The organism is Litorivita sp. NS0012-18 (assembly GCF_040371945.1).
Classification (GTDB): domain Bacteria; phylum Pseudomonadota; class Alphaproteobacteria; order Rhodobacterales; family Rhodobacteraceae; genus Litorivita.
In genome coordinates, this window is the sequence record NZ_BAABWS010000002.1 from 618,435 (window position 1) to 632,710 (window position 14,276).

Below are 14,276 nucleotides of genomic sequence, written 5' to 3' on the forward strand. Positions count from 1 at the left end.
TTCGCCACTGCGCCGTCCAGCGCGGAAACTACGGGATCGCGGGCGCGCTCATATGGCGCGCTCAGGGCGCGGCGCGGTCGATCACATGGGCAAAGGAGCCGAAAACCCGCCCGCGCCGCAATCCGGCCGCGCCAAGCGCGCCGCCCTCGGCATCGCGCGCCTCGAACAACGGATCGCCCGCCGCGCGCAGGGTGGTGGCGTAATGAAACTCATGCCCGCTCAAAGGCTGCGCGCCGAAAGGAGAGCCGCCAACGGGCGTGAGGCTGCGATAACCCAAATGCAACTTGCGCTGCGCAAAGGAGGTCTCCAGCCCCAGCAGGCCCAGCATCGCATGGCGGCGGCCTTCGGCATCAATGAGCCCTTCGCCAAGCATCATATATCCGCCGCATTCACCATACATATCAATATCTTGCGCGGCGATTTTGACGCTGCGCATGAAGGTCTCTGCGCTGGCGAGACGTCCGGCATGTAGCTCCGGATAGCCACCTGGAAGGTAGAGAAAATCGCAAGGCGGCAGCGCCTCATCGGCCAGCGGCGAGACGGGGATCACCTCGGCCCCCGCGCGGCGCCAATCCTCCAGAAGATGCGGATAGGCAAAGGCAAAGGCGGCGTCCTGTGCCACGGCGATGCGCTGCGCGGGCGGGGCAAGACCGGAAAGAAGCGGCGCGTGTGCCAGCGGCGCGGCCAGCGCCATGAGCGCCTCCAGATCAAGGCTTTGCGCCAAAGCATCCGCCGCGCGGTCCAAAAATCCGTCCAGATCCGCGCGCTCGCCCGCTTGCACCAATCCCAAATGCCGCGAGGGCAGCGCCAGATCGGCGCGGCGCGCCATGGCGGCCAGAACCGGCAGGCCGAGCGGCTCCAAGGCGCGGCGCAGCATCGCCTCGTGGCGCGCAGAGCCGACATTGTTGAGGATCACGCCGCCGATGCGCACGCCTGCGTCAAACCCCGCAAACCCCGCGACCAAAGGCGCGATCGATCCGGCCATACGCCCCGCATCCACCACCAAAATCACCGGCAGCTCCAGCATCCGCGCCAGATCAGCCACCGCGCCGCGCCCCTCGGGCGGCGCGCCGTCAAACAGGCCCATCGCCCCCTCGATCACCAACATCCCGTCGCCCGAGGCCAATCCTTTGATCCGCGCGGGCGACATCGCCCAAGCATCGAGATTGGGGCAGGGCGCGCCGCAAGCGGCCTCGTGAAATTTCGGGTCGATATAGTCGGGGCCGGATTTGGCCCCGCGCACGGCCATGCCTTGGCGCGCGAGCAGGCGCAAAAGCGCCAAGGTCACCGTGGTTTTGCCCGCCCCCGAGGAGGGCGCGGCGAGGATCACGCCTGAGCTTGCGGCGCTCATTGCGCCTCGGCGGGCATCCCGCGGCCCAAAGGGTCGAGATCGCGCGGCGCTGCCCCTGCGGCCATGCCTTGCCAATCGAGCACCTGCCGCATCAGGACCGAGCGCCCGACGCAAATGATCGCAGGCGGCGCAAGCTTCGAGGCGGCGATATCGGCGACCAGATCGCCCAATGTGGTCTCGAGCACCGCCTGTTTGTCGGTCGTCGCCTCGACCACCACGGCCACAGGCTCGTCCGCTGCGCGCCCCGCCGCCATCAAGGCCCCCGCGATGCGCTCGGCGTGTTTCATGCCCATATAGATCACCAGAACCTGCGAGCCGCGCGAGATCGCCTCCCAATCGAGGCTCGATGTCACCTCGCCGGTCTGGTCGTGGCCGGTGACAAAGGTCACCGATTGGTTCACATCGCGGTGCGTCACGGGGATGCCCGCATAGGCCAAACCGCCGATCCCTGCCGAAATTCCGGGGATAATGCGGATCGGAATGCCGTGCTGGACCAAGGTCTGCGCCTCTTCGCCGCCGCGCCCGAAGACAAAGGGATCGCCGCCCTTGAGGCGCAAAACCCGTTTGCCCGCCCGCGCCAGATCGACCAGCCGCAAGGAGATATCCTTTTGTTTTGCCGAAGGTTTTCCGCCGCGCTTGCCCGCATAGATATGCTCGGCCTGCGGCGCCCAATCCAAGATCGCCTCTTGCACCAGCGCATCATAGATCACCACATCGGCTTGGCGCAGCGCGTTGAGCGCGTGCAGCGTCAACAGCCCCGGATCGCCCGGACCCGCGCCGCACAGCCAGACCCAGCCCGCCTCAAGCACGGGCCAATCGGATGTCGGAAGAGAGATTGAATCAGTCATAGCGCCTTATGGCGCGAATTTTCCCCCGAAGGAAGATGCGCCCGCGCGGCAAATTTATCCGCGCGTGCAGGGTTCGGATTGGCGCGCGGGCGCGGGCGTGGTTATAGTCGCGCGCATGAGCGATGATCCCTCAATGACAGCGGCGGCGACAGCGGCGGCAAAACCCGCCAGCGCGCTGCGCCGCGGCTGGACCACGGGCGCCTGCGCCACGGCGGCCACGCGGGCGGCCTTGATGGTGCTATGGGGCGAGGGCGCGCCCGAACGTGTGCGCATCACCTTGCCGCGCGGCGAGCGGCCCGAGTTTGCCGTCGAGGCCGCGCGCAGCGGCGCAGGCTGGGCCGAGGCCTGTATCATCAAAGACGCGGGCGACGATCCCGATGTGACCCACCGCGCGCGCATCTGGGCGCGGGTCGAGGCCTCCGGCGGCGGCGTGGTGTTTGCCGCAGGCGCGGGCGTCGGCACGGTCACCAAGGCGGGATTGCCCATCGGCGTGGGCGAGCCTGCGATCAATCCGGTGCCGCGCGAGATGATGGCGGGCACGGTGGCGGAAATGGCCGCACGCCTCGGGCAAGTGGCTGATATCAAAATCACAATCTCGGTCGAAGGCGGCGAGGCTTTGGCCGCGAAAACATGGAACCCGCGCCTTGGCATCATCGGCGGGCTGTCAATCCTTGGCACCACGGGGATCGTGCGCCCGTTCAGCTGCGCGGCATGGATCGCCTCGATCCACCGCGGCATTGACGTGGCGCGCGCGGGCGGGCAGAGCCATGTCGCGGGCTGCACAGGGGCCACGTCAGAGCGGGTGGTGCAGGCGCTATATGGCCTGCCCGATCACGCGATGCTCGATATGGGCGATTTCGCCGGAGGCATGCTCAAATACCTCGCCAAACATCCGGTCGCGCGGGTCACCATCGGCGGCGGCATCGGCAAGATGACCAAACTGGCCCAAGGCGCGCGCGATCTGCACTCGGGGCGCTCTCAGGTGGATTTCGACGCGCTGGCCGAGGCGCTCGGCGCGCCGCAACTGGCGCAGGCGAACACGGCGCTGGAGGCCTACCGCATGATCGGCGCGCCGATGGCCGATTGGGTCGCCAAAGGCGCATTGGCCACGGCGCGCGCGATGCTGCCCGAAGGCGTGGCGGTGGATACGGTGGTGATCGACCGCGCGGGCACCATCTTGGGGCGCGCGCAATGACGGTGCTTTTGCTGGCGGGCACGCGCGAGGCGGCGGATATCGCCAAGGCCTTGGCTGCCAAGGGAGTTTCGGCCGAGGCCTCTTTGGCGGGGGCGACCCGTGCGCCCAAACCCTTGCCGCTCAAAACCCGCAGCGGCGGCTTTGGCGGGGCGCAGGGATTTGCCGACTACCTGCGCGGCGCGGGCATCACGTCGGTTCTGGACGCGACCCATCCTTTTGCCGCCCGTATCAGCGCGCGCAGCCTCGCGGTCTGCACGCAAATGGGGATCCCCTATGCGCAAGTCATGCGCCCGCCGTGGCAGGCGGGCGAGGGCGACCAGTGGACGGTGCTTGCGGACGAGGCGCAGGCCGCCGCTCACGTGCCGCGCGGCGCGGTGGTGTTCTTGGCCACGGGGCGGCAGACATTGGAGCGTTTCGCGCCGCTGGCGCAGAAGGATTGCACCCTGATTTGCCGCCAGATCGACCCGCCCGAGGGGGCCTTCCCCTTCCCGAAGGGGGAGTTCATGGTGGGCCGTCCGCCTTTCTCGGTCGAGGATGAAATCGCGCTGTTTCGATTGCTCGGCGTCGATTGGTTGATCGTGAAGAACGCGGGCGGCGAGGCGCCGCGCTCCAAGCTGACCGCTGCGCGGGTTTTGGGAATTCCGGTGGGGATGATCGCGCGGCCCGCGCCGCTCGATTGCACGCGGTTTGACACGATTGCTCCCGCGATTGCATGGGCCGAGGCGGGCGGGAAAATCCAATGAGTGACCGATATGAGAACCGCAGCATGAGACGCGCAAGATGAGCGCCGCAGCATGAGCGATACCCAATGAGCGAGATGGAATGAGCGAGATCGGCTATATCATCACCTCCGACGCCTGCGTGGCGCGCGGGGCGCAGTGGCTGGCCGATGAGGACGAGGCCATGGCGCGTGCCTATGCTTTGACGGGGCCATTGCCCTTGCGGCTTAAACCCGACGGGTTTGCCGAACTGCTCAGCGCCATCGTCAGCCAGCAGGTCTCTGTCGCCTCGGCCCGCGCCATTTGGGGGCGGATGGTGGCGGCTGGGATGGATGATCCGGCCAATATCCTGCGCGCCAGCGACGAGGCGTTGCGCGCCATTGGCCTGAGCCGTCAGAAGGTCAAATATGCCCGCGCCTTGGCCGAGGCGGGGATCGATTTTGCCGCCCTGCGCCGCGCGCCGGAGCCGCAGATCATCAAGACCCTCACCGCCGTGTCCGGCATCGGGGTCTGGACGGCGGAAATCTATACGATGTTCTCTTTGGGCCGCGCCGATATCTTCCCCGCTGGCGATCTGGCGCTGCAAGAGGCGGCGCGCGATCTTTACGCTCTGCCCGAGCGGCCCAAGGAGCGCGCCCTGCGCGAGATGGCCCAAAGATGGAGCCCGTGGAGATCGGTTGCCGCGCGGATGCTTTTTGCCTACTACCATGTAGCAAAACAAAGGGAAGGGATCCGATGACCCGCGTGTTGAAATCCGAACGAGTCGAGCCGAAATCCGGCACCACCCGCTCTGTGGTGGTCTTGCTGCACGGCTATGGCGCCAATGGGGCCGATCTTTTGGGGCTGGCCGATCCTTTGGGCGATCACCTGCCCGACACGCTGTTCATCGCGCCCGATGCGCCCGAAAGCATCCCGATGATGGCCAATGGCTATCAATGGTTCCCGATTCCGTGGATCGACGGGTCGAGCGAGGAAGAGGCCGAGCGCGGGCTCAATGCTGCCGCCGAAGACCTCAACGCCTTCCTTGATGCGATCTTGGTCGATGAGGATTTGCTGCCCGAACAAATGGTGCTTTTGGGCTTTTCCCAAGGCACGATGATGTCGCTGCATGTGGCGCCGCGCCGCGAGGATGAAATCGCGGGGATCGTAGCGTTTTCGGGCCGTTTGCTGCAACCGGAATCGCTCAAGGACGCGGCGGTGAGCAAGCCTGCGGTCCTGTTGATCCATGGCGATATGGACGATGTGGTGCCGCCGCAAAGCCTGCCCGAGGCGGCCGAGGCCCTGCAAGAGGCGGGGTTCAAAGAGGTCTATGCCCATATCATGAAGGGCACCGCCCATGGCATCGCGCCCGACGGGTTGCAGGTCGCGCTGGCCTTCATGCGTGACAAGGCGGGCTTTTAGGGTTTTACGCTGCGTCAGGTGACTTTACCGGCGGGTCAACACATGGAAGAGTTTGCCCAGCCAACGACAGGGAGAGGGCAGATATGATCATCATTTGTGGCACCATCGAAGTGAAAGAAGAGGGCATCGAGGCCTATAAAAAGGCCGCCGCTGTCGCGACCGAAATCACCTTGACCGAAGAGGGATGCGGCACCTACGGGTTTTTCCAAAGCCTTGATAAGCCGACGGTTTTCCGCGTCTATGAGGAATGGGAAAGCAAGGACAACCTGCGCGCCCATGGCGCGGCAGAGCATTTCAAAGCCTTCGGCGCCGCAATCAAGGACATCGTTGTGGCGCGCAAGATCCAGATGATCGAACCGGCGCGTATCGTCGATCTGTAACTGCTCCGCCGCCCCACCGGCGCGGATCGCAGCTGTTTCAAAACGCCCAAGGCCCCGCGCTTTGGGCGTTTTTCATGCACGCAGCCCGTGATGCGGCGCGATTTGCCCAATGTCACGGCAGTGTTACGCTTTGGGGGTAAATCGGCCCTTGATTGGCATATCTCGCCTCTTGCCAGACGCAATCCGCGAGATATAGTTGAGTTAGATTTCGGGGCGGGGTGTCCCGCCTTGATGCCACAACAGGCAGACAGGGCAGGGGGCCTTTCGCCAGATGGACGGAGACTTTAGAACCGAATTTGTCAGAGAACCGGGCGCGCTGAAGCATTTTCCCGCGCTGGTGCTGAATGCCGATTATAGGCCCTTGTCCTATTATCCGCTTTCGCTCTGGCCATGGCAGGAGGCGGTCAAGGCGGCGTTCTTGCAGCGGGTCGATATCGTTTCGGAATACGATCAGGTCGTCCATTCGCCGAGTATGGAATTCAAAATCCCCTCGGTCGTCGTCCTCAAAGATTATGTCAAACCTCAAAAGCGCGTGGCCTTCACGCGCTTTAATTTATTTTTGCGCGACGAGTTTTGTTGCCAATATTGCGGCGCGCGCGGGGATTTGACCTTTGATCATGTGGTGCCGCGCGCTGCGGGCGGGATCACCTCTTGGGAAAATGTCGTGGCGGCCTGCTCGCCGTGCAACCTGCGCAAAGGCTCCAAAAGCCTGCGCATGGCGCAGATGAGCCTGCGCAAACCGCCGCGCGCCCCCGCCGCCGAAGAGCTGCGCAATATGGGGCGCAAGTTTCCGCCAAATCACCTGCATTCAAGCTGGATGGACTTTCTCTATTGGGATGCGGAGCTGGAGGCCTAGCGCCCCCCGTTTGCGGCAAAAGAAAACGCCGGCCCTGATCCAGAGCCGGCGTTTTCATTGAAATTTGTGTATTCGACAGGCCTTGGGCCTTAGGCCTCGGGCGTCGCCGGAGCGTTGGGCGCTGCGTTTTTTGCCGCCGAGTTCAGCGGATCGTCCTGACGCTGCACCGAGCCTTCGAAATGCGCACCGCTCTCGATGGCGATGGTTTTGTGGATGATGTCGCCTTCGACACGCGCGGTCGAGGTCAGGCGCACCTTGAGGCCGCGCACACGGCCCACGATGCGGCCATTGACCACCACGTCATCGGCCACCACTTCGCCGCGCACCGTGGCGCCTTCGCCCACGGTCAAAAGATGCGCGCGAATGTCGCCCTCGATGGTGCCTTCGATCTGGATGTCGCCGGTGGTCTTGAGGTTGCCGGTCACGGTCAGATCGGCCGACAAAACCGAGGCAGGCGGCTTGGCCTTGGGCGCCGAGGCTTTGAACTCGCTGGGCGCGGGTTTGGGCATCGCGCCGGATTTTTCTGCAGCCACAGGGGCGGTTGCATCAGCGGCCTTGGGGCCGGGCTCGTTGATCTTGCTCTTAGAAAACATCGTTGGCAGCCTTAATATAGATCATAGGGTTTACGGCCTTTCCGCCGACTCGCACTTCGTAATGCAGGTGGGGTCCGGTCACACGTCCGGAGGCCCCCATATCACCAATTCGCGTGCCGCGCGAGACTCTTTGTCCCACTTTGACATTCAAACGTGACATATGGGCATAACGGGTCTCGATGCCGAACTCGTGCTGGATCTTGACCAAACGGCCATAGCCCGAGGACCAACCGGCATGCACCACGGTGCCGTCGGCAGTCGCATAGAGCGGCGTGCCCACGGGACCCGCGAAATCCACACCCTTATGCAACCGGCGCCCGCCCGTTTTGGGATCGCGGCGATAGCCGAAGGGCGAGGTGAAGCGATAGGAGTTTTTCACCGGCAAGGCAAAGGGCGCCTTTTCGGCGGCAATGCGGTACAGGTTCAACCGGTCCATCTGGTTGAGGATACGGTTGGCGCGGCTGGCATCGGGGGAGGGCAATTCGCCCTTGGTCGAAAACACCACCGGCGTCAGCGGCCCGCCTTGCCCCGAATAGCCGCGGCGCACTTGGGCCAAAAGGCTTTCGGGGTTCATACCGGCATTGCGGAACATTTTGTTGAGCGGCTCGACCGAGACGGTCATCGCCTCTTCAAGCTGGCGGAAAATCTGGTCGTTCTGGTCTTTGAGGGACTGGATTTCGGCGGCCATCTCGTCGGCCTGCAGCAAGGCCCCTTGGGCATCGGCAATGATCTTGTCGCGTTCGCTGGCGGTTTGCGCCAAAGCGAGGGCGAGAAAATCACTGGCCCCGTCATTCGCACCGCTTTGCGCGGCCAGAGCCTCGACATTGTCGCCGTCATTGGTTTGCAAGGCGGCGACCTCGCGGCGGGCCTGCTCGCGCTCGCCCATGGTGCGGCGCAGCGTCGCCTGAATCACCTCGATACCGGTCTCAAGCTCGCGGCGGCGGGTTTCGGAGGCCAGCAAATCCGACTGCATCACCGAAATCTGGCGCAGGGCCGAATTGAACCGCTCTTGCGCCGCAAGCGCCTCTTCGGCGCGCAGGTCGCGTTCGGAAGACAGAAGGTTGAGGCGGGCCTCATAGGCGCGTTGCTCGCGCTTGGCCTGCTCGCGGAAATTGCCCGCGCCGATGGAATCCATGAGCAAGATCGCGGTGGCGATAATCGCCCAAGCCACAATCGCCGCAGAGCCGATAAATCCGACGACCTGCGTGCCAGGACGCAGGCGGATGAATCGTGTGTCTGTATCAGAGCGCAGGAAGACCCGACGTTCCGGAAAATGCCGCTCAAGCAGCGCGTGCCAACGCATAGCGATCCGTGTTTTCACGAATTTCAGTCCCTTGTTTTACCCGTCCCAGTAGAGCGCTTGTTTTTTTGGCCGGAGTTATCCAGCTGCGCTTTGGATAAAGTGATTACCCAGCCAAGCCCCATAGGGCAAGGTTTTTGGGCCGCGCTCTGTGCGTGATCGGCCAAAACAAGCTTATTTGGCGAAAAACCGCCGACTCACGAGGGGGTTACAGTGGGAAGTTAACCCAAGGTTACTCGGTCAGGGGCCAATAGAAATCAGGGGGCAACCCCGCTTCGGCGCGCTTCTCCTCGTTAAAGGGCGGCTTGAGCGTGCTGTGGAAATATTTGCGGACAAGGTTGTGGAAGGTTTCCTTAGGGTCAAGATTGTGCCTGCCGCACAGGAAGTGGAACCACTTGGACCCATAGGCCACATGGCCGACCTCTTCGCCATAGATCACCTTGAGCGCCTCGACGGTTTGCTCGTCTTTGGCCCGCTCGAACACCGCGATCATCCCCGGCGTGACGTCCAATCCGCGCGCCTCCAAAACCATCGGCACCACGGCCAGACGGCCCATCAGATCTTGCGCCGTATCCTCCGCCCCGCGCCACATGCCCGCATGGGCGGGCATGGCGCCATAATGGCTGCCTTGCGCTTCAAGACAGTCGCACATCAGGTTGAAATGTTTGGATTCTTCATCCGCCGCCTTGACCCAGTCATCGTAGAACCCAAGCGGGAATTCGACATCGGTGAAGCGCGCGATGATGTCCCAATGCAGGTCCACGGCGTTAAGCTCGATATGGGCGACCGCATGGATCATCGCGATGCGGCCCTGCTCGGTGCCCGGTTTGCGTTTGGGCACATCGCGCGGGTCCAACAGCGCGGGCGTTGCGGGGCGGGCGGGATGCAGCGGCGGGCTGGCCGAGCCGATGGGAATGCTGCGCCCTTCGCCGCGCGCCGCGAACCATGTGGCCGCATGGCGATGCGACAGCGCGGTTTTCGCCCGCCCGTCGGCGCAGGTCAGAACCTCCATCGCCATTTCGGCGAGGGTCATTTGCCCGCTCATGCCAGCGCTTTCGCGGCCTCAAGCACGGCCTCCACATGGCCGTCCACTTTGACCTTGGGCCAATAGGCCGCCACCGTGCCGTCGGCTGCGATCAAAACCGTGCTGCGCTCGATGCCCATGAAGGTTTTGCCATACATCTGCTTTTCCTTCCAAACCCCGTAGGCCTCGCAAACCGCGCCCTCGGCGTCCGACAGAAGCGCGACGCTCAGCCCGTGTTTGGCGCGAAACTTGGCGTGTTTTTCCACCGTATCCTTGGAAATGCCATAGACCTTGACCCCGAGCGCCTCGAAGGCGGCAAGGCTTTGCGAAAATCCAATGGCTTCTTTGGTGCATCCGCTGGTATCATCGCGCGGATAGAAAAACAAAACCACAGGGGCAGGGCGCAAGGCCGAGAGCGTGACATCCGCGCCGCCATCCTGCGGCAGGGTGAAATCAGGGGCGGCGTCGTTGATTTTCAGCATGTTGTCTCCTTTCGCCCTGTTCTATGGTGGGCGATATATTGCGGTGCAATGGGCGCGCGTTATGACCGGTGGTCATGCGGGGGCCCCTGTTCAAGACTACGGGTAACCTAACAAACCGGATGAGCCAAGACGATCCCGACACCCCCCTTCGCAAACCGAAGGATGCCCCCGCAAGCGAGGGCGCGCCGGACGCGCCGCCCAAGGCGGCGGGGGTCGGTTTGGCTGCGGCCATGGCGAAATTGCGCGGCGAAGAGGATCCTTTGGGCGATGCACCGGACCCCGCAGAGGCGGGCCAAGCGCAAGAGGAGCAGCCGGAGGAGGCCATGCCAGAGGCGCGCGACCAAGGCCCGACAGGCCAAAGCGCGCCAGAGCCTGAAGCGACAGAGCCGAGCGTGCCAGAGGCGCAGGCCTCCGGCGAAGATGAGGCGCTGCAAGCGGATGCACAGCAGGCTGAAGCAAAGGACGATGACGCGCGCCAAGCCGCGCCGCCAGATGCGCCAGAGCCGCAAAATACGGCCCCCGACATTTCCGATACCGCCGATACCACCGATACCGCCGATACCGCCGAGGCTTCCGACACCGCCGCGCTAACGCCGGTGCGCGTTGCGCCGCAGGCCGCGCCGCCTGCGCTCGACGCGCCGCCCGAAGCGGCGATTGTCGTGGTCAAGGGCAAGGCCATGCGCCGCGCGCGCAGATTCGGGCTGATCTCGCTTGTGGTGCTGGGCTTTATCGCGCTGCTGGCAGCGGTTGCCATCTGGCTCATGCTCGGGCGGCCGATTGATGCGCCGCAATGGCTGCGCGAGCGGATCGAAACCCGCCTGACCGAGGCCGCGCCGGACCATCAGGTGCGCTTTGGTGCTTTGTCCTTTCTGGTCGAAGAGGATTGGCAACCGCGCATGCGTCTGCGCGATGTGACGGTCTATGACGGCGCGGGCGTGCCCTTGGTGACGCTCGACGATGTGCGCGCGCAATTCGCGCTGCGCCCGCTTCTGGACGGCGAGGTGCGCCCGCGCTCGGTGCGGCTGAGCGGCGGGCAGATGGAATTGCGCCGCGAGGCGGACGGGCGCTTTGGCCTTGCCATCGGCAATTTCGGCGGCGACGGGGCGGCGACGCTGCCCGAACTGATCAAAAGGGGCGATGCGATTTTTGCGCAAACCGCGCTCTCGGCGCTGCGGGTGATCGAGGCAGAGGCGCTGACCTTGCGCTATGTGGATGCGCGCGCCGGACGGGTGTGGTCGGTCGATGGCGGGCGCATCGCGCTGGCGCGCGACGGCGATGCGATCAGCCTGCGCGCCGATCTGGCGCTTTTGGGCGGGGGCGCGCGCGCCGCCACTCTGGCCGTGGGATACGACAGCCGCATCGGATCGACCGCCGCCGATTTTCGCGTCAATATCGAGGATGTCGAAGCCGCCGATATCGCCAGCCAATTGCCCGCTCTGGCGTGGCTTGGGGTGATCGAGGCGCCGATTTCGGGGGCCTTGCGCGCCTCGGCGCAAGACGACGGGGCCTTGGGGCCGCTCAACGGCACGCTGCAAATCGGCGCGGGGGTCTTGCGCCCGACCGAGGCCACGCGCCCCATCGCCTTTGATGGCGCGCGCAGCTATTTCACCTATCTGCCCAATGAGGCCAAAGTGCAGTTCCAAGAGCTGTCGGTCTCGAGCAAATGGGGCAGCGCGCAGGTCGAGGGCACCTCCTATCTGGTCGGGATGCAGGACAACGGCTGGCCCACGGCCTTGCTGGGCCAGTTTCGCACCACCAAACTGACGCTCAGCCCCGATGACCTTTACCCCGAACCCATTACCTTTGACGGGGCCAGCATCGACACCCGCCTGCGCCTTGATCCGTTCGAACTCGATATCGGGGCGCTCACGGTGCTCGACCGGGGGCAAAAATTCGAGGCCAAAGGGCGGCTGCGCGCGCTCGAGGCGGGGTGGGATTTGAGCCTTGAGGGCAAGCTGGACGCGATGACGCCCGAGCGGCTGATGACCCTGTGGCCGGTGACGGCGGTGCCCAAGACCCGCGCATGGGTGTCCGAAAATATCTCCGGCGGGCGGATCGAGCAGGCGCAGGTTGCCTTGCGCCTCAAACCCCACAGCGAGGCGCAAATCGCGCTCGGTTTCGGGTTCGAGCAGGCGCAGGTGCGCTTTTTGAAAACCCTGCCGCCGATCAAAGGCGCCGCAGGTTACGCGGCGCTGGAGGCGGGGCGCTTTGCCGTGCGCGCCGAAGCCGGACAGATCGCCGCCCCCCAAGGCGGGCAGATCGACGTGACTGGCACGCGGTTCATCGTGCCCGATGTGCGCATCAAGGACGGCCCCGCCGAAGTGCGCCTTGCCACGCAAAGCACCGTAACGGCGGCGCTGGCGCTTTTGGATATGGACCCGTTCAATTTTCTCACCAAGGCGCGCCAACCGGTCACCATTGCCGACGGGCGCGCCGTTGCGGGCGGCGATATCCGCTTCCGGCTCAAGAAAAAGCTGCCCGTCGAAGAGGTGGAGTTCGACATCACCGCCGAGGTTGCCAATGCGCGCTCGACCACATTGGTGGCCGGTCACACCCTCGCCGCGCCGCGGATCGATCTGCGCGCCACGCCTGCCGAATTGGTGATCAGCGGCAAGGGCAGCATCGACGCGATCCCCATCGAGGGCCGCTGGCGTGCGCCCTTTGGCGCGGCGGCAAAGGCCGAGGCCAAAGCCGCAGGCCGCCAAGGGATCAGCCGCGCCGAGGGCTGGATCGAGCTGTCCGAGCGGTTCATCGACGCCTTCAACATCGGCCTGCCTTCGGGCAGCCTGCGCGGGGCGGGGCGCGGCGATATGGTGATCGATTTCGCCCGCGGCACCGCGCCTGCCTTTACGCTTTCGTCGAACCTCAAAGGGTTGGGCCTGCGCTTGCAACCGCTGGGGTGGAGCCTTGGGCAAAACGCGGGCGGCAAGCTTTCGGTCAAAGGCGCTTTGGGCAGCCCCGCGCGCATCGACGCGCTCAGCCTCGAGGCGCCGGGCCTGTCGGCGACTGGCGAGGTGCGGCTGACGGCGCAGGGCGGGCTGGAGCGGGCGCGGTTCTCGCGCGTCAAAGCGGGCAACTGGCTCGATGCGCCCGTCGATATCATCGGGCGCGGCGCGGGGGCGGCTCCTGCGGTCGAAGTGCGCGGCGGCACGGTCGATATGCGCCAGACCACGGTCGGCAGCGGCGCCTCAAACGGCGGCGCATCAAGCGCCGGATCGGGCGGGCCGATCAGCTTGCGCCTCGACCGGCTGACCATTTCCGACGGCATCGCGCTCAGCCCCTTTCGCGGCGAATTCACCACCAAACGCGGCATGGACGGCAGCTTTTCGGGCCGTGTGAACGGCAAGGCCCCCGTGACGGGGCGCGTGGTGCCCAAAGGCGGGCGCAGCGCCTTTGAAATCAAGGCCAAGGACGCGGGCGCGGTCTTTGCCGCCTCGGGGCTTTTGGACAAGGCCTCGGGGGGCGATTTGCTGCTCTTGCTGGTGCCCGCCAAAGCCGTAGGCAGCTATGACGGGGCGCTGACGGCCAAGAACGTGCGCCTGCGCAACGCACCTGCCATGGCCGAATTGCTCAACGCGGTTTCGATCGTCGGGCTATTGGAGCAATTGTCGGGCACGGGCATCTTGTTCGGCGAGGTCGATGCGCGGTTTCGCCTGACCCCGCATGAGGTCATCGTGACCCGCTCTTCGGCCACGGGGGCGTCTTTGGGCGTGTCGATGGACGGCATGTATAACCTCGAAACCGGCGCGATGGATATGCAAGGCGTCTTCTCGCCGCTCTACCTGCTCAACGGCATCGGGCAAATCCTGAGCCGCAAGGGCGAGGGGCTGATCGGGTTTAACTACCGTTTGCGCGGCACGGCGGAAAACCCGCGCGTTTCGGTCAACCCTTTGTCGATCCTCACGCCAGGGATGTTTCGCGACATTTTCCGCCGCCCGCCGCCCAAGTTGCAAAACTAGCCCTTGGTTGATCATCGCGCCGCCGCGCGATAGAGCGCCCCAAACAGGGCCGCGCCGCGCCAAGCGCCCCTATCAAACCATGATCCCGAGCGCCGCGCGCGCCGTTGTGAAAGCCGCCGATGACCAAAAGCCCCGCCGATACGCCTGACACGCGCCCCACGATTAAGC

General features: G+C 64.8%; 13 protein-coding genes. 7 read left to right on the forward strand and 6 right to left on the reverse strand.

From position 1 onward, the window contains the following. Positions 1-61: 61 nt before the first annotated feature. A complete protein-coding gene (locus ABWV64_RS12620) occupies positions 62-1,351 on the reverse strand; it encodes a cobyrinic acid a,c-diamide synthase CobB (protein ID WP_353345740.1) in 1,290 nt (429 codons plus the stop codon). Further along, on the reverse strand, positions 1,348-2,199 hold the full coding sequence (gene cobA / locus ABWV64_RS12625; protein ID WP_353345742.1) for a uroporphyrinogen-III C-methyltransferase: 852 nt from the start codon (positions 2,197-2,199) through the stop codon (positions 1,348-1,350). Before cobA ends, ABWV64_RS12620 begins: the two co-directional genes overlap by 4 nt. A gap of 115 nt (positions 2,200-2,314) precedes the next feature. On the opposite strand from cobA, the gene ABWV64_RS12630 reads away from it, so the two are divergent. The 6 genes from ABWV64_RS12630 to ABWV64_RS12655 all read left to right on the forward strand — a co-directional run bounded on the left by ABWV64_RS12630 (position 2,315) and on the right by ABWV64_RS12655 (position 6,750). Further along, on the forward strand, positions 2,315-3,394 hold the full coding sequence (locus ABWV64_RS12630; RefSeq protein WP_353345744.1) for a cobalt-precorrin-5B (C(1))-methyltransferase: 1,080 nt from the start codon (positions 2,315-2,317) through the stop codon (positions 3,392-3,394). Continuing rightward, complete coding sequence (locus tag ABWV64_RS12635; RefSeq protein ID WP_353345745.1) at positions 3,391-4,137, forward strand: cobalt-precorrin-6A reductase; 747 nt, start codon at positions 3,391-3,393, stop codon at positions 4,135-4,137. The genes ABWV64_RS12630 and ABWV64_RS12635 overlap by 4 nt, the downstream gene beginning before the upstream one ends. A 79-nt stretch (positions 4,138-4,216) precedes the next feature. Next, positions 4,217-4,852: a DNA-3-methyladenine glycosylase family protein gene (locus ABWV64_RS12640; protein WP_353345747.1), complete on the forward strand. Its 636-nt coding sequence runs from the start codon at positions 4,217-4,219 to the stop codon at positions 4,850-4,852. Further along, positions 4,849-5,514 carry an alpha/beta hydrolase gene (locus ABWV64_RS12645; protein ID WP_353345749.1) on the forward strand — a complete coding sequence of 222 codons (666 nt, stop codon included), beginning with the start codon at positions 4,849-4,851 and terminating at the stop codon, positions 5,512-5,514. The genes ABWV64_RS12640 and ABWV64_RS12645 overlap by 4 nt, the downstream gene beginning before the upstream one ends. Before the next feature lie 83 nt (positions 5,515-5,597). Next, entirely contained in the window at positions 5,598-5,894 is a 297-nt protein-coding gene (locus ABWV64_RS12650; protein ID WP_353345751.1) for a putative quinol monooxygenase, read from the forward strand. Between the two features lie 271 nt (positions 5,895-6,165). Beyond that, entirely contained in the window at positions 6,166-6,750 is a 585-nt protein-coding gene (locus ABWV64_RS12655; protein WP_353345753.1) for an HNH endonuclease, read from the forward strand. 89 nt (positions 6,751-6,839) lie between these two features. Here the strand turns inward: ABWV64_RS12655 and ABWV64_RS12660 are convergent, their stop codons facing one another. The 4 genes from ABWV64_RS12660 to ABWV64_RS12675 all read right to left on the reverse strand — a co-directional run bounded on the left by ABWV64_RS12660 (position 6,840) and on the right by ABWV64_RS12675 (position 10,149). Continuing rightward, positions 6,840-7,343: a bactofilin family protein gene (locus tag ABWV64_RS12660; RefSeq protein ID WP_353345755.1), complete on the reverse strand. Its 504-nt coding sequence runs from the start codon at positions 7,341-7,343 to the stop codon at positions 6,840-6,842. Next, positions 7,333-8,664 (reverse strand): DUF5930 domain-containing protein, encoded by a 1,332-nt coding sequence (locus ABWV64_RS12665; RefSeq protein ID WP_353345757.1) that lies wholly within the window; start codon positions 8,662-8,664, stop codon positions 7,333-7,335. The genes ABWV64_RS12660 and ABWV64_RS12665 overlap by 11 nt, the downstream gene beginning before the upstream one ends. A gap of 211 nt (positions 8,665-8,875) precedes the next feature. Next, positions 8,876-9,688 carry a ferritin-like domain-containing protein gene (locus ABWV64_RS12670; RefSeq protein WP_353345759.1) on the reverse strand — a complete coding sequence of 271 codons (813 nt, stop codon included), beginning with the start codon at positions 9,686-9,688 and terminating at the stop codon, positions 8,876-8,878. Beyond that, a complete protein-coding gene (locus ABWV64_RS12675) occupies positions 9,685-10,149 on the reverse strand; it encodes a peroxiredoxin (RefSeq protein ID WP_353345761.1) in 465 nt (154 codons plus the stop codon). Before ABWV64_RS12675 ends, ABWV64_RS12670 begins: the two co-directional genes overlap by 4 nt. A gap of 119 nt (positions 10,150-10,268) precedes the next feature. Between ABWV64_RS12675 and ABWV64_RS12680 the strand changes: the two genes are divergently transcribed. Further along, entirely contained in the window at positions 10,269-14,108 is a 3,840-nt protein-coding gene (locus ABWV64_RS12680) for a YhdP family protein (RefSeq protein ID WP_353345763.1), read from the forward strand. The last annotated feature ends 168 nt before the right edge of the window (positions 14,109-14,276 follow it).

Coding starts and splice junctions, on each gene's coding strand:
- ABWV64_RS12630 (WP_353345744.1), top strand. CDS start 2,315: ATGAGCGATGATCCCTCAATGACAGCGGCGGCGACAGCGGCGGCAAAA.
- ABWV64_RS12670 (WP_353345759.1), bottom strand. CDS start 9,688: ATGAGCGGGCAAATGACCCTCGCCGAAATGGCGATGGAGGTTCTGACC.
- ABWV64_RS12650 (WP_353345751.1), top strand. CDS start 5,598: ATGATCATCATTTGTGGCACCATCGAAGTGAAAGAAGAGGGCATCGAG.
- ABWV64_RS12655 (WP_353345753.1), top strand. CDS start 6,166: ATGGACGGAGACTTTAGAACCGAATTTGTCAGAGAACCGGGCGCGCTG.
- cobA (WP_353345742.1), bottom strand. CDS start 2,199: ATGACTGATTCAATCTCTCTTCCGACATCCGATTGGCCCGTGCTTGAG.
- ABWV64_RS12645 (WP_353345749.1), top strand. CDS start 4,849: ATGACCCGCGTGTTGAAATCCGAACGAGTCGAGCCGAAATCCGGCACC.
- ABWV64_RS12680 (WP_353345763.1), top strand. CDS start 10,269: ATGAGCCAAGACGATCCCGACACCCCCCTTCGCAAACCGAAGGATGCC.
- ABWV64_RS12640 (WP_353345747.1), top strand. CDS start 4,217: ATGAGCGAGATCGGCTATATCATCACCTCCGACGCCTGCGTGGCGCGC.
- ABWV64_RS12620 (WP_353345740.1), bottom strand. CDS start 1,351: ATGAGCGCCGCAAGCTCAGGCGTGATCCTCGCCGCGCCCTCCTCGGGG.
- ABWV64_RS12660 (WP_353345755.1), bottom strand. CDS start 7,343: ATGTTTTCTAAGAGCAAGATCAACGAGCCCGGCCCCAAGGCCGCTGAT.
- ABWV64_RS12635 (WP_353345745.1), top strand. CDS start 3,391: ATGACGGTGCTTTTGCTGGCGGGCACGCGCGAGGCGGCGGATATCGCC.
- ABWV64_RS12675 (WP_353345761.1), bottom strand. CDS start 10,149: ATGCTGAAAATCAACGACGCCGCCCCTGATTTCACCCTGCCGCAGGAT.